Origin of the sequence: Urechidicola vernalis, assembly GCF_031846385.1 — a bacterium.
GTDB classification, from domain to species: domain Bacteria; phylum Bacteroidota; class Bacteroidia; order Flavobacteriales; family Flavobacteriaceae; genus Urechidicola; species Urechidicola vernalis.
The window spans coordinates 153,036-174,766 of sequence record NZ_JAVRHV010000002.1 but is presented as its reverse complement, the minus strand read 5'-3'; the positions used below and the strand labels follow the sequence as shown (position 1 = coordinate 174,766).

Here is a 21,731-nt window from a genome sequence, read left to right as displayed (position 1 = left end):
TAATAAAAAGGTAAAATACATTCAATAAAAAAGCCTCGTAAAAACGAGGCTTTTAAATTTATATTTTATCGATATTATACATCAATATTTGCATATTTCGCATTGTTTTCGATAAACTCTCTACGAGGCGGCACTTCATCACCCATTAGCATAGAGAATACTCTATCTGCTTCTGTTCCATTGTCTATTACAACTTGACGTAAAGTTCTGAACTCTGGATTCATTGTTGTATCCCAAAGTTGCTCAGCATTCATCTCTCCAAGACCTTTATATCTTTGAATCGATGCACTTCCACCCATTTTTTGAACAATTAAATCACGTTGGTCATCATTCCAAGCATATTCTCTTTTTTGACCTTTCTTAACTAAATATAAAGGTGGAGCAGCAATATACACACAACCTTCTTCAATTAATTCTTTCATAAATCGGAAGAAGAATGTTAAAATCAACGTCGCAATGTGACTACCATCAACATCGGCATCACACATAATTACTACTTTTTTATATCTAAGTTTTGATAAGTTTAGAGCTCTTGGGTCTTCTTCTGTTCCAATGGATACTCCAAGAGCAGTAAACATATTTTTGATTTCTTCGTTTTCAAAAACCTTGTGCTGCATGGCTTTCTCAACATTCAATATTTTCCCTCTTAATGGTAAAATTGCTTGGAACATTCTATCACGTCCTTGTTTTGCAGTTCCACCCGCCGAATCTCCCTCGACTAAGAATATCTCACATTTTTCTGGATCTGTCTCAGAACAGTCACTTAATTTTCCAGGTAAACCACCAATGGACATCACTGTTTTACGTTGCACCATTTCACGTGCTTTACGTGCAGCATGTCTGGCTTGTGCCGCTAAGATTACCTTTTGAACAATTGTTTTAGCATCGTTCGGGTTTTCTTCTAAATAATCGGTTAACATTTCAGATACAGCCTGACTTACAGCAGCAGTAACTTCTCTGTTTCCTAATTTTGTTTTGGTTTGCCCTTCAAACTGAGGTTCTGCAACTTTTACAGAAATAATTGCCGTTAATCCTTCACGGAAATCATCACCAGCAATTTCAAATTTTAAGTTTTTCAACATCCCTGAATTATCAGCATATTTTTTAAGGGTAGCCGTTAATCCACGTCTAAATCCAGAAAGGTGTGTTCCACCTTCATGTGTGTTGATATTATTTACATATGAATGTAAATTTTCTGAGAATGAAGTATTGTAAACCATGGCAACCTCTACAGGTACACCATTTTTCTCACCTTCCATAGAGATAACTCCAGCAGTTAATTGCTCACGAGTTGCATCTAGGTATTCGATAAACTCAGGCAAACCTCTTTCACTCTTAAAAGTTTCAGAAACTAGATTTCCTTCATTGTCTGTTCTTCTTTTATCTGTAATAGAAATCGTTAATCCTTTATTAAGATACGCTAACTCACGTAATCTTGCAGATAAAGTATCGTAACTATATTCTGTAGTAATCGTAAAGATCGTATCATCTGGAGTAAATGTTACAACTGTTCCATTCTCTGTTGTTTCTCCAATAGATTTAACTGGGTAAAGCGCTTTTCCTTTTTCGTATTCTTGCTCCCAAATTTTACCTTCTTTATAAACGGTCGCTTTTAAATGATTAGAAAGTGCATTTACACAAGAAACCCCAACACCGTGCAGTCCACCAGAAACTTTATAAGAATCTTTGTCAAACTTACCACCGGCACCAATTTTGGTCATTACTACTTGCAAAGCAGATACGCCTTCTTTTTTGTGAATTCCAACTGGAATACCACGTCCGTTATCTTTTACAGAAATTGAATTATCTTCGTTAATCCATACATCAATGGTGTCACAGTGACCACCCATTGCCTCATCAATAGAGTTGTCTACTACTTCATATACTAAGTGGTGTAAACCTCTAACTCCTACATCTCCAATATACATGGAAGGGCGCATACGTACGTGCTCCATTCCTTCAAGGGCCTGAATACTATCGGCCGAATAATTGTGTTTTTTTGCTTCTTCGCTCATAAATTAATTATGTTTTCTGTTCTAAAAAAAATCCTATCAAAGATACTTTTTAAAAGAGTGGTTTTTTTTTAGTTTTTCAATAGGAGTATTGAAGTTATTAACATTTTGTAAAAAACTAAAAGTGGCTTAAAACGGCTAAAAAACACCTTATATTAGAAGTCAGGACGCAACGGATGTCTTTAAAATTGCTTTTTAAAGAAAGTGCATTGTACAGGTTTTATCGAAGTAAAAAAAACGGTTAATATGGGTTTATTTACTGTTTTAAAATGTAAAAAACGTCGAATTAGTCCTTATGCTTACTTGTTCCTGTTTGATCCACCATTGGCCCTAATTTTTTTCCGCCTAGTAAATGCATATGAATATGAAAAACTGATTGCCCAGAATCTTCGTTGGTGTTAATAGCGATTCGATAACCGGTTTCTGCAATACCCTTTTCTTTTGCTAATTTTTTAGCAACGAGTAACATTTTACCTAAAACTTCGGTGTCTTCTTGTTCTGCATCGTTAATCGTATAGATTTCTTTTTTAGGAACAATTAATAAGTGAACTGGAGCTTGTAATCGATTAGGGACAAATGCAATAATTTCCTCATCTTCATATTCAATGGTTGCAGGTAATTCTCTATTGATGATTTTAGTAAATACGGAACCTTTGTCAATTTTATCTTGCTTCTTTTTTTGATAAGCATCGCTTTGAGCATAGGAAATACTGACAGAGAATAAACAAAATAAAACAAGTTGTAAAGCAGTTTTCATAGATGGAAAATTAAATTGATTTCAAACGTAAAAAAATAAATCAATAGTTGAGTAGGGTTTCTGATTTTAGTTTTATTTTTGCGCATGCAACACAAAGTACTTATTTTAGATTTCGGTTCGCAGTTCACGCAATTAATTGCACGTAGAGTTCGAGAGCTCAACATATACAGCGAAATACACCCTTACAATAGCAAAAAGTTTAACGTATCTGATTACAAGGCAGTAATTCTGTCCGGTAGTCCACACTCAGTTAGAGGAGAAGAAGCACCAAACCCAGACTTGTCAGAAATAAAAGGAAAGATTCCTTTATTAGGCGTTTGTTATGGAGCGCAATATTTAGCTCATAATTATGGAGGTGAGGTAGGAGCGTCTAATACGCGTGAGTATGGAAGAGCCCATTTAACACACTTAGATACTTCTGAAACGTTATTCGCAGGAATCAATGAAGGAAGCCAAGTTTGGATGAGCCATTCAGATACAATTTTGTCTTTACCTTCTAATTATAAGATGATTGCAAGTACGGAAGATGTAACCAATGCAGCATATAAGATTGAGGGAGAAGATACTTTTGCGATTCAATTTCATCCTGAGGTATATCATTCTACCGATGGGGCTCAATTATTGGAAAACTTTTTAGTTAAGATTGCAGGTTTAAATCAAGAATGGACACCAGATTCATTTGTTGAAACTACGGTTGCTGCTTTAAAAGAAAAAGTGGGTAATGATAAAGTTGTTTTAGGCTTGTCTGGTGGAGTTGATTCTACAGTTGCTGCGGTACTTTTAAACAAGGCTATAGGTGAAAATCTTTATTGCATATTTGTAAATAATGGATTGTTGCGTAAAGACGAATTCGAAAGTGTATTGAAGCAGTACGAAGGGATGGGCTTAAATGTAAAAGGCGTAGATGCTGCTGATCGTTTCTTAAAAGAACTGGCTGGCGAAAGTGACCCAGAAGGAAAACGTAAAATCATTGGACGTGTATTTATTGAAGTTTTTGATGATGAATCACATTTATTAGAAGATGTGAAGTTTTTAGCACAAGGAACTATTTATCCTGATGTGATAGAATCAGTATCAGCAACAGGAGGACCAAGTGCAACAATTAAGAGTCATCATAATGTTGGTGGTTTGCCAGATTTCATGAAATTGAAAGTGGTAGAGCCTTTACGTATGATTTTTAAAGATGAGGTTCGTAGAGTTGGAAAATCTATGGGTATTGATGCTGAATTATTAGGACGTCATCCATTTCCAGGTCCTGGTTTAGGAATTCGTATTTTAGGAGATATTACGGCTGAAAAAGTGCGTATGTTGCAAGAGGTGGATGCAATCTTTATAAACGGATTAAAGAAATGGGGCTTGTATAATGATGTTTGGCAGGCTGGTGCAATGTTATTGCCAGTAAACTCTGTTGGAGTGATGGGTGATGAGCGAACGTATGAGAAATGTGTAGCATTGAGAGCTGTTGAATCTGTAGATGGAATGACAGCCGACTGGGTAGATTTACCATATAAATTTTTACAAGAGACCTCAAACAAAATAATAAATAACGTAAAAGGCGTTAATAGGGTAGTATATGATATTAGTTCAAAACCGCCTGCTACAATTGAGTGGGAATAGTTTTTGATGTTGAGTAATTAAATTAAGGATATGAAGAAATTTGGTGTTTTAGTTTTCATGGTATTATTTGTTGTGTTCAATTCGTTTAGCCAACAAAAGAAATACATCTCTTATACAGTTAAAGTTGGAGAGACTATGAAAAGTATTGCTAAGGATAATAATATGAAGCAAAAGGATTTATTGCGTTTAAATCCGGATGTAGCTAAAAAGCCAAAAGCAAATACGGTTATCATTATTCCAAATAGAGCATTTGTAGAAGGAGTAGTGGATTCAGAGGGCTTACACACTGTGCAACGTAAGGAGACTTTATTTAGCATTGCTCAAAAATATGGAGTGACTGTAGAAGCGATTAAAAAAGTCAATAATTTAACTGGAGATTATTTAAGTACCGGAAGAATTATTCGAATTCCAGATGCTTCAGAAGTAGAAAAAATGATAGTTGAAGAGGAGATAGATCCGAATGCAATTATGCATTTAGTAGTAAAAGACGATACTGTTTATAATATTACTAAGAAATATAGTATTACTGAAGAGGAGTTGTATGGAATGAATCCTGCATTAGAGGACGGGTTGAAATTGGGAATGAATTTAAAAGTAGGAGAGAAAGAAGATGAGCGTGAATTAGAAGATTTGAATTTATTTGTTGATGAAGTAACTAACAAACCTTTAAATGTTTTGTTGATGTTGCCTTATAAGTTGAAGTCTTTTGATTTTGAAGATGAAGAATTTGAATGGGACAATAGATTGTTAAATATTGTAACAGACTTTCATTCTGGGGCTTTGGTAGCGCTGGATTCATTGCGTGCTCAGGGAATGAATGTTTCTTTAGATGTCGTTGATACCGAAAACAACGCAGGTAAAGTTTCTACAATCGCAAATTCGTATGATTTTGATGAAGTAGATGCTATTGTTGGTCCGTTATTTATGAATAAGGCTAAGCAAGTTTCAAAAACATTGAATGATGTTCCTGTAATTGCTCCAATTTATTCTAAGTCTCAAGCAAGTATATCTGATAATAATTTGATAAAAGTTGCTCCAAATAAAGAATTGTTAGAAGCAAAAATTGAGCAACATTTAGTTGCTACCTATACGAATGAGAAAGTTATAATTGTTGGGGATAATTCTAACGCTTCTGCTATAAGAATTAATAGAGTAAAAGAACTTTTGAGTACACATGATTCTATTGGAGAAATAACGATAATTAAACCAATTGGTGGATATATTGCAAAAGATCGTTTTATTGAAGTAATAGATACCATTCAAAAAAAGAACTGGGTTATTCTTTTAAGCGATGATAATATTGTTACCAATGATGCTGTAAATAATTTGGGGACCTTGCCATTAGAGAATAGAGAAATTCAAATGTTTGCTCCACAAAAAGGGAATAACTATAAAGATGTAATGAACGAGCATTTGGCTCGATTGAATTTCACATACGCGTCAACTGAGTTTAACAATGTAGCCAGTAGTGCATATGCTAACTTTCAAGGAATGTACAGACAGAAATATCATGTACGACCATCTGATTATGCTAAAAGAGGTTTTGACGTAATGTATGATACTTTGTTGCGTTTGTCTAGTGGAGAGGATTTTAATGAGGGAGCAACACTTGGTGTTTCAGAACGTGTATTGACCAAGTTTGATTATAAAAAGCGCTTGTTCGGTAGTACAGAAAATAAAGGAATATACTTATTGCAATACCAAAGTGATTTGAGTTTAATAGAATTGAATTAACTCTGATTTAGAAAAATAAAAAAGCAGCCTTATGGCTGCTTTTTTATTTTAAAATATTTAAATAAATGAAATTCATCTCCTCAGAATTACTTTCTATAATATCTAACCTATTGTCATTATTTAAGTCAGCAAGAATAATATCATAGGTGTAAAATGGTTTATCTCTTAGAATAATTTTTTGCCAACCATTTTCTTTACCTAAATTTAAGAACACCATATTTGGTTCGTTTACATTGGCAACAACAATGTCATAACTGCCATTACCATCCAAATCTCCAAAGTCCATAGAGTAGGAGTTGCTTGCTGTTTTGTCAAATGCTTCCTGTTTACTGAAATCTAGTTTTTTACTACCAAAATAGATACTGTTCGGTTCTTTAATATTTGCCGTAACAATATCTAAATACGTATCGTTGTTGAAGTCAAAAACACCAACAGATCTCGTTTCGTCTTTCCCAGTTCCAAAGGGAATTTTTTCCGTAAAATTTAAATTTCCGTCGTTTAAATAAATATAGTTTTGTTGCTGGTCTCTATTTGCAAGGATTAAATCTAAATGACCATCTTTATTGATGTCGACAACTGCAACATCGATTGTAGAATCATCTTTAGAACCGAATTTCAATACTTTAGAAAAAATGCCTTTACCATTGTTTAAGCAAATTTCATTTTCTTTTCCTCTGTTTGTAATTAGGATATCAATATCGCCATCTAAATCTATATCAACTGTTTTTAAGTTTCTGGTTGGGCTGTATGCTTCACCAAAATTAGTTGATCTAGTATAATTGCCTTTACCATCATTTAAATAAATGGCATTTGGAGCCATATCATTTCCAACAGCAATATCTAAATCACCATCATTGTCAATATCTGCTAATTCTGTTGCGTAACTCGTTTCCTCTAATTGATCTAGTAGTTTTGATACTGTGAATTTTCCATAACCATTGTTGATGAATATTTTGTTTGATTCTGGCCAATGCCTACCATTTGCAACAATCAAATCGAGATCACCATCATTATCTATATCACCAGCACTAATTGATGCTGATTTGTCTTTACTTTGACCAAGTACATTTCTAGAATTTGAAACAAATTTAAGTTCTTGACTCATTGATAAAATTGGGAAGGCAATGCAAATTAGCATTTTAAAATATTTCATACTTTTTTTTCAACTTTAAGACGCATTAACTTTTGATTACCGAACTCCCTCCATCTACATGGATTATTTGCCCTGTAACCCATGAGGAGTTTCGGGTTAATAAGAATACTGCAGCCTTTGCAATATCTTCTGGTGCGCCTATTTTTTTTAATGGATTTCTTGCGGATTGAAAGGCTATTTTTTCAGGAGTGCCTAATAATCTGCTCGCTAAATTTGTTTTGGTTAACGATGGCGCTAAGGCGTTTACTCTTATAGTTGGGGCCAATTCGGCAGACAAAGATCTAGTGAGTCCCTCAATTGCACCTTTGGAAATTGCAACTTGCGAATGGAAGTTAAAACCAGATTGCACGGCAATTGTAGAAAATAAAAGAATAGAAGCATCACCACTTTTTTTTAGATTTGGCAATAGTTGTTTTATAATTTTAGTAGCACCAAGTACTTGCAGTTTAAAATCGGACAAAAAATCTTCATCTTTAAAACGATGAAACGGTTTCAAATTTATACTGCCAGGACAATATGCCAACCCATGAATCTCTTCTGGAAAATCAGAGATATCTAAATTTTCAGAATTGATATCTAACTTAATAAATGCAACGTTTTTCCTGTTTTCAACTTTATTAGTGTTATAAGTTGCGATAACATTTGTTTCTTCATTTTCAAGAATAGAAACTATTTCTTTTCCTATTCCAGAGGATCCTCCTATTATTACATAATTTCTCATAGAGTTAGCTTTATTCAGATGCTTACTTTTCTTGAAAAGCAAGATTTATAGTAAAGATAACCAATTTATTAGAGTTAAACGAGAAGAACTAAGAATGACTTAATTTATAGATGCTTTTAAGCAAGAGGTTAAGATATGCCTCGTTTGTAGGTGTTAATTGCTCTTTCACGAGCCATTTTATGTTCTACCATTGGCAATGGATAATTCAATTCATCAAATTCAGGGATCCATTTTCGAATATAAACGAGGTCTGGGTCAAATTTTTTGAGTTGTGTAGTGGGGTTAAAAACTCGAAAATATGGAGCCGAATCGCAACCAGTTCCTGCTGCCCATTGCCAATTTCCATTATTAGATGCTAATTCATAATCCAATAAGTTTTGGGCAAAATATGCTTCTCCCCATCTCCAATCTATAAGTAAATGTTTGCATAAAAAACCGGCAACAATCATTCTAACCCTGTTATGCATATATCCTGTAGCATTAAGTTCTCTCATTCCTGCATCAACCATTGGGTAGCCTGTATTTCCACTTTTCCAAAGTTCAAACTCCTTTTCATTATTTCTCCATTCTACAGTATCATACTTACGCTTAAAATTAGCGTTTATAACTTTTGGGAAATGAAATAAAATCTGCATAAAGAATTCTCTCCATATAAGTTCATTTAAAAAAGATTCATTCTCTTTAACTTCATTTACAATTTGTCTAATGCTAACTGTTCCGAAACGTAAATGAGGAGAAAGATTGCTCGTGCCATTTAAGCCAGGGATATTTCGAGTGTTTTCGTAATTCTCTAGTGAGTTGAAATTATAAGGTTTTACTTTTTTTGTTGAGAGCGTAAAACCAATTTCTGAAATTGTTGGGATTTCATAATTATTTTCAAAGTAAGTTTTACCGAACTCAGAATCATAAGTTTTTAATAAAGAGGGGTGTAATTTTTCGCGCCACTTATTTTTATAAGGGGTATATATAGTATACGGTGTTTGGTCCGCTTTTAGTACTTCGTTTCCAGAGAAAATAACCTGATCTTTGCATGCGGTACTTTTAATATTTTTATCGCGTAAAAAGTCATGAATTTCTTTATCTCTTCCGATAGCATAAGGTTCGTAGTCTTCATTAAAAAAGACTTCTTTTACAATGAATTCCGAAACCAACTTCTTCCACGCCTTAATGGGTGTATCAATTAAAATGTATATACCGGAGTTGTTTTTTTTAAATTCTTTATTTAATAAAGTAAGCTGTTCGTAAATAAATGTTATTCGCGCATCGTTTGCATCTAGTTCTTCAATAATATTTTTGTCAAAAATAAATATTGGCAGCACTGGAGTACCACTATTCAAGGCTTTAAGCAAAGCATGATTATCTTTGATCCTTAAATCTCGTCGATACCAACAAATAGATATCATTTTTTTACGCATCGTTTAACAATAAACGGGGTTATGTTTACATATCTTAAATCTAATCAATTCTTATTTTTTATATTATGAAGTCGTCGCTTTTCTAGTAAAATAATTTATTAGAAATAAAATAGGAGCAATTACAGGAACAAAAATGAAAAGCATAAGCCATAATATAAAATTACCTTGATTTCTATTTTTGATAAGTAAGACAAAGGCGTAGCAATAGAACGTAAGAAATAAGAGTCCAAAAATTGCTATTTGAACGCCGCTAATCATAATGGGTAATAAATTCATAGTTGGTTTTTATTTTAAAATAAAGGTAACAAAAAAGAGCAACCTATTTAGGTTGCTCTTTAATTAATATCTTTTGTGAAATGCAGTGTTATCTTCTAACTCTACCTCTCATTTGGTGGTGACTTAAACCAGGGGCTTTTTTCATTTGATCTTTCATCATTTTAATCTGGTCTTTTAGCATGCCGTGTTTGTCTAATTTTTTTGCTTCTGCCATTAACTTGTTTGCTTCTTGCTTTCGGTTTTTAGACATGGCAATACCAGATAATTGTAACTTAGCCATAGCCAAATCATGATCCATAGATAAGCCTAGTGTAATTGCTTTTTTAAAGTATTTCTCGGCCTGCGTTAAATTAGACTGAGAAACCATGATACCTTGTAAAAAGTTATAGTATCCTTCTTGTTTCTTTATTAATGCAGAACTAGGGTTTTTGATGTAACTCAACCATTTCTGGCATTTTTCAAAATTTTGCTTTCGTAATTGTAAAAACGCCAACAAAATAAATTCGTTTTTAAAATAGAATAGAATAAAGATTCCACTTAACAAGATAAGTGAAATACCATTCATTATATTTCCTTCTATAAATTGAAAAACGGCCCAAGCAATAATACCTGCAGCAAGAACTAATTTTATATTTTTATTAAACATGTCTCTTTTTAAATTTGGTGTGCAAAGATACCTATTTGCACTTATTTCTTATAATATTTTTTGTACTTAAAGTAGGCCAATACACTTAGCAAAATAGAGATCGCTAACCATGTCCAAATTTGGTATGGAATTTTTGCAGCTTCTCCTTGAGCATAAGAATGCAATCCGGATAGTAAATGGTTTACGCCTAAATAGGTCATTAAAATAGATGCAAATGATAATACACCAGCAACATTAAATGCATAACGACCTCTTAAGCCTGGAATTAAACGCATGTGTAAAATAAAAGCATAAATCATAATACTAATTAAAGCCCAAGTTTCTTTTGGATCCCATCCCCAATAACGACCCCAGCTTTCGTTTGCCCAAATGGCTCCTAAAAAGTTTCCGATCGTTAATAAGATAATTCCTAAAGTCATAGACATTTCGCTAATGACAGTTATCTCTTGTACAATTAATTTGACCTTCTTTTTGTTTTTATCATTGGTAATGATCATTAAGAATAATGCCAATAAACCAAGAATCATACACAGGGTAAACGGACCATAACTGGCCACAATAATTGATACGTGAATCATTACCCAATACGAATCCAAAACAGGAACTAAGTTTGCGATTTCTGGATCCATCCAGTTCATGTGTGCAAACATTAAAATCATAGCCGTAACAAAAGCAGTTGCAGCAATTGTTAATTGCGATTTTTTTCCGAAAATTAATCCGAAAAGCATGGTTGCCCAAGCAATATATATCATGGATTCATATCCGTTACTCCATGGCACGTGCCCAGAGATATACCATCGTATCCCTAAACCAACAGTGTGGTATGCAAACAATAATACACAAATTATTGAACCAATTTTTAATAGGGTTTTTAAGAACTTAGAATCGTTAAATATATTTATAATTATTACTATGAATAAGAATAGACCGCCAAGCATGTATTGCCAAAAGAGGTTTTTAAAGATGTCGTTTTCATTATAGAAAACTTCTAAATCAATCTTCTTGTCAGATGGGTATACATCGCTTCCAAACTTTTGCTGAAACTTTATAATTCCGTTTAGAATTTCGTCTGCTTGAGAATAATCATTCTTTTCTTTTGCCTCAATTAAGGTTTGTAAATACGCTGGAAAAATCTGTTTTACAAAAACAGAATCTGTTCCAGAATAGTATTCTGATTTTAATTCGTTTTGTGAAACCCAAGTATTGTTTTCATCATCAGGAATTGGGAAAATGGCTAACAAGTTTCCAAATAAAGCATCAAATAAAACATTGACACGGTTGGTAACATCTAAAACACTTTGATCAAACTTTGATTTAATCTTTTGTTTAAAGGCATATTCGTTTTCTTTTGCCAATTTGTAATCGCCCATGTTTGTTAAGAAATCTGCAAGTCTTGCATATTTCTGATCCTCAGGAATGCCAATAAGATCTCTTAATTTAGTGTTCTCCTTTTTAATATAAATCATAGGAACATTAAACCAAAAGCGTGGATTTTGCTGCATAGAAATGAACACTTGGTTAGAGTTCAGTCCTTTATACTTGTCTTTTTTACTTACTTTTCTTAGTAATTCTGAAGAGAAAGTATGCAAAGGTTTCATTCTTCCACCTGCATCCTGAATAACCAATTTGCTAAATTTCTTAGCGTGTTCTGCAGAAACAGCATTGGCATTTACAATAGAATCTATTTGAGTATTGGTAAGTTGATGTTCTTCGTGTTGAGAAAAACCGGTATTTATGGCCAACAATGCGGCAATGGTTAATGCTGCTTTTTTCGCTTTTACTTTATTCAGCGTTTGACGTAAGGTATCAAATCGCGTGTTTTTTGCAAAGATGATTATGATCAATCCTAAAAACAATAGAGTATAGCCGAAGTAGGTAATTGTAGTTCCCCAAAAGTCATGATTTACAGATAATCTCGTTTCTTCATACTCTGGAGTGATATTGTAACTAGATTGGAAAAAACGATACCCTTTATGGTTTAATACGTTATTCATGAAAATTCTAAAATCGAATGTTTCAGAAGGATCAATTACGGTTACTTCACTTGCATAGGACATGGGGTTTTCAGAACCCGGATAGGTGTCTAATTGAAAGTCCCTCAGTTTTACGTGGAAAGGAAGTGTAAGTTGCTGCGCACCATAATTAACTCTAAAATGTAATCCGCCTACACTAATTTGTGTTGGTGATTGCATATAGTATTGAGCACCTGATAGTTCAAGTTTTTTTGTTTCTTCACCAACGGTAACGTCGAATACTAATTTATCTAATGGGTCTTCATTTTTATCTCCAACAATAGTTTTGTAAGAACCTTTAACGGCCGGTTCTGGAATTACAAAATTCATCCCAGCCAAGTTGTGTAAAGAAAGTAGATTTAAATCTTGAATAGAATCTTTGGCAATGATTCCATTAAATTGATCAGCCATTCTTAAAAAGGTTCCCTCATGAATGGATTTAATTTTTAATTGACCATCAATGGTTAAAATATCTACTGTATTGTTTCCTTCGTTGTCATAGCCAATTAAAACATTGTGAATCAATTGACTTTCGCCTTGCTTTAAATAATGATCATGACGCCCTCCGTTTGATGATTCAACAATTTTTAAAAAGGATTGACCGTTTTCATCTAAAGTAAATTCTTCTTTAGCATTAGGTATATATTCTACCAAGTCAAATTCAAAATCTTGTCCCTTGAAATTGTCTTTAAATGTATAATTAGGTGATCCTTTAGCCGATAATAAAACTGGGGCTGGGACAGAAATTCTTTGAACTTCATTATTATGTGTAGTTACTTGAAAATAGGTCGTTTCAGAAAGCATTGTATTGTTAGACTCGCCTTCAATAATTGGCATAATACCTTCATAACTTATATACCTTGTAACACCGGCACCAATTATAATAAGAACGAATGCCAAGTGAAATAACAACACAGACCATTTCTCTTTTCTATACAATCGATATTTAAAGATGTTACCAAAAAAGTTAAAGACAAATATTACCATAATGGCTTCGAACCACCATGCATGGTAAATCAGTGCTTTTGCAGTTTGTGTACCGTAATCGTTTTCAATAAAAGTTGCAATACCCATGGCAGCAGCAAATACGATAAACAAAACCCCGGTAAGTCTAGTTGAATATAAAAAAGAAAGTAGTTTATTCATTTTTTTTAATCCTAAAAAAGTTTGCGCAAAAGTACGGATTATTAAGATTATATTGATGAGTAAAACGTTAATTATTACCCCATTCAAATTGCTAAATCGTTTTCAATTTTTTATATCGATTTATTGCGCTAACTTTGAGATTCTCAATAATAAATAAGAACAAAAATCATGTATAAAAACGATCATAATCCATTACAAAATTACCAAGCATCAAATTCTAGATATGACACCATGCAATATCGCAGATGCGGTAAAAGTGGTATTTTGTTACCCTTACTATCTTTAGGGCTATGGCATAATTTTGGTCATGCAGATGATTATACAAAGGCAAGAGATATTGTTAGAACAGCTTTTGATAATGGGATAACGCATTTTGATTTGGCCAATAATTATGGACCTCCTTATGGTGCAGCAGAAGAGACTTTTGGTCGAATTTTAAAGGATGATTTAAAATCTTATAGAGATGAAATGATTATTTCATCTAAAGCCGGATGGGACATGTGGGATGGTCCCTATGGTAATTTGGGTTCTCGAAAATATTTAATTGCAAGTTGCGATCAGAGTTTAAAGCGAATGGGATTGGATTATGTTGATATTTTTTATCACCATAGACCAGATCCAGATACGCCGCTAGAAGAAACAATGGGAGCCTTAGATCATTTGGTAAGACAAGGAAAAGCCTTGTATGTTGGTATTTCTCAATACTCTGCAGAAGATACTGCAAAAGCATCTAAGATTTTAAAAGAACTTGGTACACCATGTTTAATTCATCAACCAAGATATAATATGTTTGATCGGTGGGTAGAAGGAGGGCTTTTAGAAACATTAAATACAGAGGGTATTGGTGCTATTGCATTTTCACCTTTAGAGCAAGGGATCTTAACAAATAAGTATTTAAATGGTATGCCTAATGACTCAAGAGCTGTAAAAGATGCCCGCTATTTGAATGAGAATCATATTACTACTGAGGTTTTGGAAAAAGTGCAGCAATTAAATGCAATTGCAGTAGATAGAGGACAGAGTTTAGCACAAATGGCAATTGCTTGGATATTAAGAAACCCTGAAATTACGACTGTGCTGGTTGGTGTTAGTAAAACTGTACAATTATTAGATAATATAAAGTCGCTCGAAAATCTTAAATTTACAGAAGAAGAATTAGCGAGAATAGAAACCATATTAAAATAAAAGTGATGAAAAATTTTATGAAATTGATAGTTGTAATTTTTGTTTTTCTTGTTGGATTGCAACATGTTAATGCGCAAGAAACTGTTTTGAAAGAAGTATTGTTAACGACTTTAAATAGTGTGAATGAATTGGATTTGTCAAACCTTAAAACGGAAGATTTGATGGAGTATAATGCAGGCTTAACGGATCGTATTTATGAAATTTTAGAAAGTGATAAGGTAGAAAAAGAGAAGATAGGCGCTATGAAAATTCTTAGCAATGATACTGAAAGAGATTTAACGGATTTACTTGGGAAAAAAATGCACAAGAAGTATGTGAAATTGATGGAAGACCAGTTGAAACCTTTAATAAAAAAAGACAAAACCTTAAAGTACTTATTCTAAAAGGTTAATTTACAACATACATTTGCAAATTTTGAACTTCTTCTAAGTGCTATTAAAATTTAGTTTTGCCATATATTAATTTGTAAAAATAGAATAGTATGGCTATCTCTAAAAAATATTTAAAATCTAAACCAGTTTGTAAAGTAACTTTTGAATTAGAAGGAATTGAAGCAGACTCAATTGTTGCAGTAGGAGATTTTAATGACTGGAACTCAGAAGCAACACCTCTTAAAAAATTCAAAAACGGGAAATTCAAGACTACTGTAGATTTTGAAAAAGATTCATCTTCAGAATTTAGATATATAGTAGACGGTGCATATATAAATGAACCAGAAGCGGATGCTTTTGTTTATAATGCATATGCAGGTGAAGAAAACTGCTTGTTAACTGTTTAAGAAAGATCTTCAATTAGTAATTGAATAATATCAATTGCTGCTTTAGAAATTTTTGTACCTGGGCCAAACACCCCCACTACACCAGCGTTCATTAAGAATTCATAATCGTTGGGTGGTATGACACCACCTGCGATTACTTTGATGTCTTCGCGACCATAATTTTGTAATTCTTTAATTACTTGTGGTACCAATGTTTTATGACCTGCCGCCAAAGAAGAGATGCCTAAAATGTGTACATCGTTTTCTACAGCTTGTTTAGCCACTTCTTTTGGTGTTTGAAACAAAGGGCTAATATCAACATCAAATCCTAAATCGGCAAAACTTGTGGCAACCACTTTTGCGCCTCTGTCATGCCCATCTTGTCCCATTTTAGCAACCATTATCCGTGGTCTTCTTCCATCCATTTCTGCAAACTCATCTGCCAACCTACACGCTAACTTAAAGTGCTGATCGTTTTTAATTTCTTTACTATACACGCCTGTAATGGTATTAGTTGTTGCTTTATATCTTCCAAATTCTTTTTCAAGTGCCGAAGAGATTTCTCCTAAAGTAGCTCTATTTTTGGCACAATCTACAGCCAATTCTAATAAATTGCCTTTACCAGTTTTTGCACTTTCTTCTAGTTCTTTCAGAAGTTTCTTTACGACTTTATCGTTTCTGTTTTCTTTTAATAATGATAGTCTTTCAACCTGCTCTTTTCTAACTGCATCATTGTCAACTTCAAGCGTTACAAGATCATCTTCTTTTTCTAATTGAAAGGCGTTAACGCCAACAATTGTGTCCTTTCCACTATCTATTTTGGCTTGTTTAATTGCAGACGCTTCTTCTATTCGTAACTTAGGAATGCCTTTTTCAATGGCTTTAGTCATACCTCCTAAATTCTCAACTTCTTCAATCAACTTCCAAGCTTCATTGGCAATGTTCTCAGTTAAGGATTCTACATGGTAACTGCCAGCCCAAGGGTCAACAGTTTTTGTTATATAGGTTTCTTCTTGTAAGTAAATTTGCGTGTTTCTTGCAATACGTGCAGAGAAATCTGTAGGCAGGGCTATGGCCTCGTCTAATGCATTTGTGTGTAAGCTTTGCGTACCACCAAATACGGCAGCCATGGCTTCTATTGTTGTTCTCGCAACATTATTAAATGGGTCTTGCGCTGTTAAACTCCAGCCACTCGTTTGGCAATGTGTTCGAAGCATTAATGATTTTTGGTTTTTTGGATTGAATTGCTGTACAATTTTTGCCCATAACATTCTTGCTGCACGCAGTTTGGCAACCTCTCTAAAATGATCCATACCAATTGCCCAGAAAAATGATAATCTCGGAGCAAAATCATCTATTTTCATACCTGACTTAATCCCAGTTCTGATATATTCCAGTCCATCCGCTAGTGTGTATGCCAGTTCTATTTCAGGCGTTGCACCAGCCTCTTGCATATGGTATCCCGAAATGGAGATACTATTGAATTTAGGCATGTTTTTAGTGGTGTATTCAAAGATGTCTGAAATAATTCTCATCGATTGGGTAGGAGGGTAGATGTAGGTGTTTCTAACCATAAACTCCTTAAGAATATCGTTTTGTATGGTTCCGGATAGTTTTTCTAAAGCTACACCCTGCTCTTGAGCTGCTACAATGTAAAAAGCCATGATTGGTAAAACCGCACCATTCATAGTCATTGAGACAGACATTTTATCCAATGGAATTTCATCAAAGAGCACTTTCATATCTTCAACAGAATCAATGGCAACTCCCGCTTTTCCAACATCTCCTTGAACACGTTCATGATCAGAGTCGTAACCTCTATGTGTAGCCAAATCAAAGGCTATAGAAAGTCCTTTTTGACCTGCCTTTAAGTTCCGTTTATAAAACGCGTTGCTTTCTTTTGCTGTTGAAAATCCTGCATATTGTCTTATAGTCCAAGGTCTACGAACATACATGGTAGAATAAGGACCTCTTAAAAATGGAGAGATACCCGCAACATAGTTTTCGTGCTTAAAAGACTGTCCTCTTGCTGATGAACTTTCTGTAGCTAAACTGATATGTTGAATTGCCCTACGCTTCATTTTTCAATCTTTCTTGATCTAAACGCTCAGATAGCCTTTTGGCAATGATTGGTTTGATCAGTGTTTTTCTCGGATTCGTTTTTACAAAAGGATACAATTCCAGCTCATTTTTCATTGTATCACTTGTATTTGTATGTTTGTTTGTGCCGAGTAATACGATACTGCCATCCTCAAATAACTCTTGTTCCTTAGTCGCTGATTTCTCTATTGAATCTTGAATATTACCTAATTTTAATTGCTTAAGAAACCCTCCATTTTTTTCAATTTCTTTAAATAATTCAAGTGATTTTTCAGCAATTTCTTTGGTCAAATACTCAACATAATAACTGCCATTTACCATTTGGTTAGCGTTTGATAAATAACTTTCTTTTTTAAGAATTAAAAGTTGGTTCCGTGCAATGCGCTCTCCAAAGGCGTTTGATTTATGATAGATACTATCATAAGCCAAATTACAAACAGTATTGGCGCCTCCCAAAATAGCACTCATGCTTTCTGAAGTTGTACGGAGCATGTTTGTGTTATAATCATACAAGGTTTTATTACGTGTGCTTGGCGATGCAGTAATATGCAGTTTACTTTGTAGCCTTAAATCTTTACAAACGCTGGTCCAAACGGTACGAAAGGCTCTTAACTTGGCTATTTCAAAAAAATAATTACTCCCAATAGCGAAGTTTACATTAAAATCCAATCGTTTTTCTGTTGGCTCGTCTGTAACGTTCAAAAAATCATTTATATATTCGAATCCATGGGCTAAGGCAAATCCTATTTGCTGTGTAATTGTAGCGCCAGAATTCTGATAGTTCGCTGCGTCAATTCCAAATACTATTGATTTTTGAGATGTATGCTTAAGTAAAGCGTTGAAAACCTTAAAATCATTTTGAAGCGTTGTAAACCAATTACCTTCTTTGCCAAGATTTCCAATGATGTCAATATTAAGTAAGGTTGTATATTTCTCTGTATGATTTATTAAATCTGTTAAAAAACTTTCAGAAAGGAACTCAAATTCAAATTGTAATTCAATTTCAATGGGAATATTTTTAAGGGCTATTTGAATATTAAAAGGGCCTGAAGCTTTGAATAAAATACTTTCTACCCCTCCTTTAATTGCTTTACGTGCAATAGAATTCGCAACCCGTTCATCGGCAATAAAAATAGTTTGACCTATTTTAAAGTCGTGCGTTGATCTATCGGAAACAACTTGTTTATAGGAGTCTAGATGATGAATTGGGTTAATTACAATTCCATCTTTCGTTTTTGTACTTAAAGTTTCGTTGTATTCTTTTCCTTTTAAATCGAATTGAATTTTTTGTTTCCATTGTTTTTCGGAAACAGGAATAAAGTTTTCAAATAAAGAATCATCCATTATTATTTCTTTTTAATGGTATCGTATTCTATAATAAAAATGTCTTCATCTTCTTTTTTCATATTGTATTCTTCACGAGCAAATTTATCTAGTTTTTCAGGATTTTCCAGGTCCTTTATTTTTTTAGAATCCTTTTCGATTTCTTTTAAATAGTATTCCTTATCGTTCTCTAGTTTTTCAATGGTTTTGTTAAATTTTCGATCAACAAAAAAAGAATTCTCATCAAAAAAGAACATCCATACGGCAAAGCCAATAAATATCAAGACATATCTATTGCTTATAAAGCGTAAAAATTTGTTCTCTTTTAATTGTTTTAAGGTCATGCTTAATTGAGTTTGTCGTTAATTACTGTTCTAACGATATCCACTGCAACCGTATTGTAACGGTCGTTCGGAATAATAATATCCGCAAAATTTTTAGTAGGCTCTATAAACTGATTGTGCATTGGTTTTAAGGTGTCTTGGTAACGGTTTAAAACCTCATTCATATCTCTTCCTCTTTCTTGAATATCTCTTTTTAAACGTCTTATTAAGCGTTCATCTGCATCAGCATGTACAAAGATTTTAATGTCACATAAATCTCTCAACTCTGGGTTGTTAAAAATTAAAATACCTTCAACAATAAAGACTTTTGTAGGGTGTGTTCTATGCGTATCTTTTGTTCTGTTATGCGTAACAAATGAATATACAGGTTGATCTATAGCCTCGCCGGATTTTAATTTTTTTAAATGCTCCACCAACAATTCAAAATCGATAGAATTTGGATGGTCAAAATTTATTTTAGTACGTTCTTCATAACTCAAATTATCGGTGGCTTTGTAGTACGAGTCTTGTGATATAATACCAACTTCTTTGTTGGGTAATTCGTTTAACATTTTATTTACCACAGTGGTTTTACCACTTCCGGTACCTCCGGCAATTCCAATTACTAACATATGCTATAGGATGATATTCATAGCAAATTTACTAAAATTAAACAGTTAAAATGGGCTGAATAAAAAAAGCTTTTCACAATTGTGAAAAGCTTTTTTGCATATTTTTTTATGAAAACTTCTAGAGTTTCATTGTAAATCCGATTCCTGCAGTACCACCAGTCGTTCCACCACCAAGTTCTAGAAATAATCCCCATTTTTCATTAAAAAACCAACGGCCACCAGCATGTGCTCCAAATCCAACGTCACTACTATCAGGATTGTTTCCTAATCCTACTGCATATCCTAAACTTAAGCCTCCATATACATCCCAATCTGGGCTTTCAAGTTTAAACACACGGTCAAAATAATAGTTACCTTTAACACCAAATGTTATCCAATCTATATCCCAATCCGTTCCAGCAAAAGGCGCAATTGTTATGTCTTTGCTAACAGGGATTTCATAGGTCACTCCTAAGAAACCAAAGTTTAATTGTTTTCTTGCGCCCTCTTGCGCATTTGCTTCATGAGAGAAACTTAAAGTTAACACAGCAATAAATAAAAGAGTAAGTAGTTTTTTCATAATAGTTTGTTTTTGTTTAATACAAATATAATGAATTTTAACTTTTTATTTTTTATAAAGAAATTCGTGCTCTAGCCCCAAAATACCACAAGCTAGATTCGTCTGGATTTAAGGTCGGATTTTTAATCCATTGCACATCAGGTGTAATAGCGAAACGTCTTGTTATTTGATACCTGTAAAAAAGTTCTGCTGTTAATTGATCTTTGCTTCCAGGTATATTTGGCTCTGCCCATGAAAAAGCGATACCGAACAAATCATGACTCTTAAAGTTAAGGCCATAGCCTATTTGTACGTCTTTGGTGTAAAAGGTGTTTTCTGCTTTTCCACCGGAAAAACCGAATCTAAAAAAAGGCATATGTAATTCATTAAACAACCAATAGGAACTAAATGCAATACCTAGGTCATCTTCATATTCGGCACCTGTATGACTGGTATAAGATGGGCTTCTCCAAAATGTTAAACTAAAGTTTTTAGAAAAACGTTCATCAATTGTTGGGGCCCAGCCAATTTCGGCCCATGTTTGTATATCACCATTAAAAAAATTACGACCAAAATCTAAAAAATTTCCATCTTGGTATAAATCACCATACACATCTGTAAAGGCTACTTTGGCATATAAAGATTCAGTTATTTCAATTCCGGCTCCAATTCCAAAGCCAGGATTGTGCATATTTACTGTACCGCTGGCAATTGAACCGAAATTGATAAAAGCTTTTGTAGGAATCCCTAAACCATGAAAATTAAAAAAATTGGCAGGATCAATTTTACCTACAATAGTCCCAATTTTACCATCTAAAAACTGCTGCGCATAATGCAGTTCTAATATTCTGAATGTGTAATGCATAAAACCTGTACCGGTTAGCCCATAATACCCAGATTCATCTAAACCATGAAACATAGGACTGCTCTCTCCATTGTATCGATGCCTACTACTCAATAGAACAGAAAAAGTACCTTGATTCTTTCCCTTTTTTCGGTTTACAATAACTTTATTGGCTCTGATGTTTAAAACGCCACTGCTTGTTAGTTTATCATGGTTTTCTTCATCTATTACGTCGGTTGCACTAAGAACTAAAGCAACATATTCAAGTCCAAGGCTAATACCTGTTTTTTCTTGTAAATTCTTTTTCCAATCGTACCAAGGTTTTGTATGTTTTACTGGCATTCTATAATAAGGATCCCGGTCGTTGTCAAATTTTAAAATTTCGGCAATGGAATTTGGTCCGTTGAACTTGCTCTTACTTTTGTAAATAAATTCGGTGCTGTCTTTTTTTACATCTTCTTTTTGTTCATTTTGAGCAAAACCAACAAAGTTTATGAGTATGGTCAATAAAGTTAGGTAGTGTTTCAGTTTCATAGTAGT

19 protein-coding genes are annotated in these 21,731 nt (G+C 33.7%); 5 read left to right on the top strand and 14 right to left on the bottom strand.

Annotated elements, in window-relative coordinates; all coding sequences use genetic code 11:
• Positions 1 to 74: 74 nt before the first annotated feature.
• Together gyrB and RM519_RS06035 are read right to left on the bottom strand one after the other, a co-directional pair.
• Entirely contained in the window at positions 75 to 2,015 is a 1,941-nt protein-coding gene (gyrB, locus tag RM519_RS06040; RefSeq protein WP_311592737.1) for a DNA topoisomerase (ATP-hydrolyzing) subunit B, read from the bottom strand.
• A 283-nt stretch (positions 2,016 to 2,298) separates the two neighbouring features.
• Positions 2,299 to 2,769, bottom strand: coding sequence for a histidine triad nucleotide-binding protein (locus tag RM519_RS06035; RefSeq protein ID WP_311592736.1), 471 nt, complete (start codon positions 2,767 to 2,769; stop codon positions 2,299 to 2,301).
• Positions 2,770 to 2,853: 84 nt separating this feature from the next.
• Here RM519_RS06035 and guaA point away from each other — a divergent pair, with 84 nt between their 5' ends.
• Positions 2,854 to 4,386, top strand: a complete 1,533-nt coding sequence (gene guaA, locus RM519_RS06030; RefSeq protein ID WP_311592735.1) for a glutamine-hydrolyzing GMP synthase — start codon at positions 2,854 to 2,856, stop codon at positions 4,384 to 4,386.
• Positions 4,387 to 4,416: 30 nt separating this feature from the next.
• A complete protein-coding gene (locus RM519_RS06025) occupies positions 4,417 to 6,120 on the top strand; it encodes a LysM peptidoglycan-binding domain-containing protein (RefSeq protein WP_311592734.1) in 1,704 nt (567 codons plus the stop codon).
• Between the two features lie 43 nt (positions 6,121 to 6,163).
• Here the strand turns inward: RM519_RS06025 and RM519_RS06020 are convergent, their stop codons facing one another.
• The 6 genes from RM519_RS06020 to ccsB form a co-directional block, all read right to left on the bottom strand.
• Positions 6,164 to 7,225 (bottom strand): FG-GAP repeat domain-containing protein, encoded by a 1,062-nt coding sequence (locus tag RM519_RS06020; RefSeq protein ID WP_311592732.1) that lies wholly within the window; start codon positions 7,223 to 7,225, stop codon positions 6,164 to 6,166.
• Positions 7,226 to 7,298: 73 nt separating this feature from the next.
• Complete coding sequence (locus RM519_RS06015) at positions 7,299 to 7,994, bottom strand: SDR family NAD(P)-dependent oxidoreductase (protein ID WP_311592730.1); 696 nt, start codon at positions 7,992 to 7,994, stop codon at positions 7,299 to 7,301.
• A gap of 128 nt (positions 7,995 to 8,122) precedes the next feature.
• The gene (locus RM519_RS06010) at positions 8,123 to 9,409 is read right to left on the bottom strand and encodes a cryptochrome/photolyase family protein (protein WP_311592729.1); all 1,287 of its coding nucleotides are present in this window, start codon (positions 9,407 to 9,409) and stop codon (positions 8,123 to 8,125) included.
• A gap of 63 nt (positions 9,410 to 9,472) precedes the next feature.
• On the bottom strand, positions 9,473 to 9,667 hold the full coding sequence (locus RM519_RS14010) for a PLDc N-terminal domain-containing protein (protein ID WP_432280180.1): 195 nt from the start codon (positions 9,665 to 9,667) through the stop codon (positions 9,473 to 9,475).
• Positions 9,668 to 9,773: 106 nt separating this feature from the next.
• A complete protein-coding gene (locus RM519_RS06005) occupies positions 9,774 to 10,331 on the bottom strand; it encodes a DUF2892 domain-containing protein (RefSeq protein WP_311592728.1) in 558 nt (185 codons plus the stop codon).
• Positions 10,332 to 10,372: 41 nt separating this feature from the next.
• Positions 10,373 to 13,489, bottom strand: a complete 3,117-nt coding sequence (gene ccsB / locus RM519_RS06000; RefSeq protein ID WP_311592727.1) for a c-type cytochrome biogenesis protein CcsB — start codon at positions 13,487 to 13,489, stop codon at positions 10,373 to 10,375.
• Between the two features lie 168 nt (positions 13,490 to 13,657).
• Here ccsB and mgrA point away from each other — a divergent pair, with 168 nt between their 5' ends.
• The 3 genes from mgrA to RM519_RS05985 all read left to right on the top strand — a co-directional run bounded on the left by mgrA (position 13,658) and on the right by RM519_RS05985 (position 15,452).
• On the top strand, positions 13,658 to 14,674 hold the full coding sequence (gene mgrA, locus RM519_RS05995) for an L-glyceraldehyde 3-phosphate reductase (RefSeq protein ID WP_311592726.1): 1,017 nt from the start codon (positions 13,658 to 13,660) through the stop codon (positions 14,672 to 14,674).
• Between the two features lie 5 nt (positions 14,675 to 14,679).
• Positions 14,680 to 15,057 carry a hypothetical protein gene (locus RM519_RS05990; RefSeq protein ID WP_311592725.1) on the top strand — a complete coding sequence of 126 codons (378 nt, stop codon included), beginning with the start codon at positions 14,680 to 14,682 and terminating at the stop codon, positions 15,055 to 15,057.
• Between the two features lie 98 nt (positions 15,058 to 15,155).
• Entirely contained in the window at positions 15,156 to 15,452 is a 297-nt protein-coding gene (locus tag RM519_RS05985; protein WP_311592724.1) for an isoamylase early set domain-containing protein, read from the top strand.
• Here the strand turns inward: RM519_RS05985 and scpA are convergent.
• From scpA to RM519_RS05955, 6 genes are all read right to left on the bottom strand, one after another.
• Positions 15,449 to 17,512, bottom strand: a complete 2,064-nt coding sequence (gene scpA, locus RM519_RS05980) for a methylmalonyl-CoA mutase (RefSeq protein WP_311592723.1) — start codon at positions 17,510 to 17,512, stop codon at positions 15,449 to 15,451. The genes RM519_RS05985 and scpA overlap by 4 nt on opposite strands.
• Positions 17,502 to 18,875, bottom strand: coding sequence for a methylmalonyl-CoA mutase subunit beta (locus RM519_RS05975; RefSeq protein ID WP_311592722.1), 1,374 nt, complete (start codon positions 18,873 to 18,875; stop codon positions 17,502 to 17,504). The genes scpA and RM519_RS05975 overlap by 11 nt, the downstream gene beginning before the upstream one ends.
• Before the next feature lie 2 nt (positions 18,876 to 18,877).
• The gene (locus tag RM519_RS05970; protein WP_311592721.1) at positions 18,878 to 19,198 is read right to left on the bottom strand and encodes an FtsB family cell division protein; all 321 of its coding nucleotides are present in this window, start codon (positions 19,196 to 19,198) and stop codon (positions 18,878 to 18,880) included.
• Between the two features lie 2 nt (positions 19,199 to 19,200).
• Positions 19,201 to 19,809, bottom strand: coding sequence for a uridine kinase (gene udk / locus RM519_RS05965; protein ID WP_311592720.1), 609 nt, complete (start codon positions 19,807 to 19,809; stop codon positions 19,201 to 19,203).
• A gap of 118 nt (positions 19,810 to 19,927) precedes the next feature.
• Positions 19,928 to 20,368, bottom strand: coding sequence for a hypothetical protein (locus RM519_RS05960; protein WP_311592719.1), 441 nt, complete (start codon positions 20,366 to 20,368; stop codon positions 19,928 to 19,930).
• A gap of 52 nt (positions 20,369 to 20,420) precedes the next feature.
• On the bottom strand, positions 20,421 to 21,725 hold the full coding sequence (locus RM519_RS05955; protein WP_311592718.1) for a carbohydrate porin: 1,305 nt from the start codon (positions 21,723 to 21,725) through the stop codon (positions 20,421 to 20,423).
• Positions 21,726 to 21,731 lie beyond the last annotated feature (6 nt).

Excerpts from the sequence above, each read along its gene's own strand:
- RM519_RS05990 (WP_311592725.1), top strand. The coding sequence starts at position 14,680 with ATGAAAAATTTTATGAAATTGATAGTTGTAATTTTTGTTTTTCTTGTT.
- mgrA (WP_311592726.1), top strand. The coding sequence starts at position 13,658 with ATGTATAAAAACGATCATAATCCATTACAAAATTACCAAGCATCAAAT.
- RM519_RS05955 (WP_311592718.1), bottom strand. The coding sequence starts at position 21,725 with ATGAAACTGAAACACTACCTAACTTTATTGACCATACTCATAAACTTT.
- RM519_RS06005 (WP_311592728.1), bottom strand. The coding sequence starts at position 10,331 with ATGTTTAATAAAAATATAAAATTAGTTCTTGCTGCAGGTATTATTGCT.
- RM519_RS05985 (WP_311592724.1), top strand. The coding sequence starts at position 15,156 with ATGGCTATCTCTAAAAAATATTTAAAATCTAAACCAGTTTGTAAAGTA.
- gyrB (WP_311592737.1), bottom strand. The coding sequence starts at position 2,015 with ATGAGCGAAGAAGCAAAAAAACACAATTATTCGGCCGATAGTATTCAG.
- RM519_RS06015 (WP_311592730.1), bottom strand. The coding sequence starts at position 7,994 with ATGAGAAATTATGTAATAATAGGAGGATCCTCTGGAATAGGAAAAGAA.
- udk (WP_311592720.1), bottom strand. The coding sequence starts at position 19,809 with ATGTTAGTAATTGGAATTGCCGGAGGTACCGGAAGTGGTAAAACCACT.
- guaA (WP_311592735.1), top strand. The coding sequence starts at position 2,854 with ATGCAACACAAAGTACTTATTTTAGATTTCGGTTCGCAGTTCACGCAA.
- RM519_RS05970 (WP_311592721.1), bottom strand. The coding sequence starts at position 19,198 with ATGACCTTAAAACAATTAAAAGAGAACAAATTTTTACGCTTTATAAGC.
- RM519_RS06025 (WP_311592734.1), top strand. The coding sequence starts at position 4,417 with ATGAAGAAATTTGGTGTTTTAGTTTTCATGGTATTATTTGTTGTGTTC.
- scpA (WP_311592723.1), bottom strand. The coding sequence starts at position 17,512 with ATGAAGCGTAGGGCAATTCAACATATCAGTTTAGCTACAGAAAGTTCA.
- RM519_RS05975 (WP_311592722.1), bottom strand. The coding sequence starts at position 18,875 with ATGGATGATTCTTTATTTGAAAACTTTATTCCTGTTTCCGAAAAACAA.
- RM519_RS06035 (WP_311592736.1), bottom strand. The coding sequence starts at position 2,769 with ATGAAAACTGCTTTACAACTTGTTTTATTTTGTTTATTCTCTGTCAGT.
- RM519_RS06020 (WP_311592732.1), bottom strand. The coding sequence starts at position 7,225 with ATGAGTCAAGAACTTAAATTTGTTTCAAATTCTAGAAATGTACTTGGT.
- RM519_RS14010 (WP_432280180.1), bottom strand. The coding sequence starts at position 9,667 with ATGATTAGCGGCGTTCAAATAGCAATTTTTGGACTCTTATTTCTTACG.
- RM519_RS05960 (WP_311592719.1), bottom strand. The coding sequence starts at position 20,368 with ATGAAAAAACTACTTACTCTTTTATTTATTGCTGTGTTAACTTTAAGT.
- ccsB (WP_311592727.1), bottom strand. The coding sequence starts at position 13,489 with ATGAATAAACTACTTTCTTTTTTATATTCAACTAGACTTACCGGGGTT.
- RM519_RS06010 (WP_311592729.1), bottom strand. The coding sequence starts at position 9,409 with ATGCGTAAAAAAATGATATCTATTTGTTGGTATCGACGAGATTTAAGG.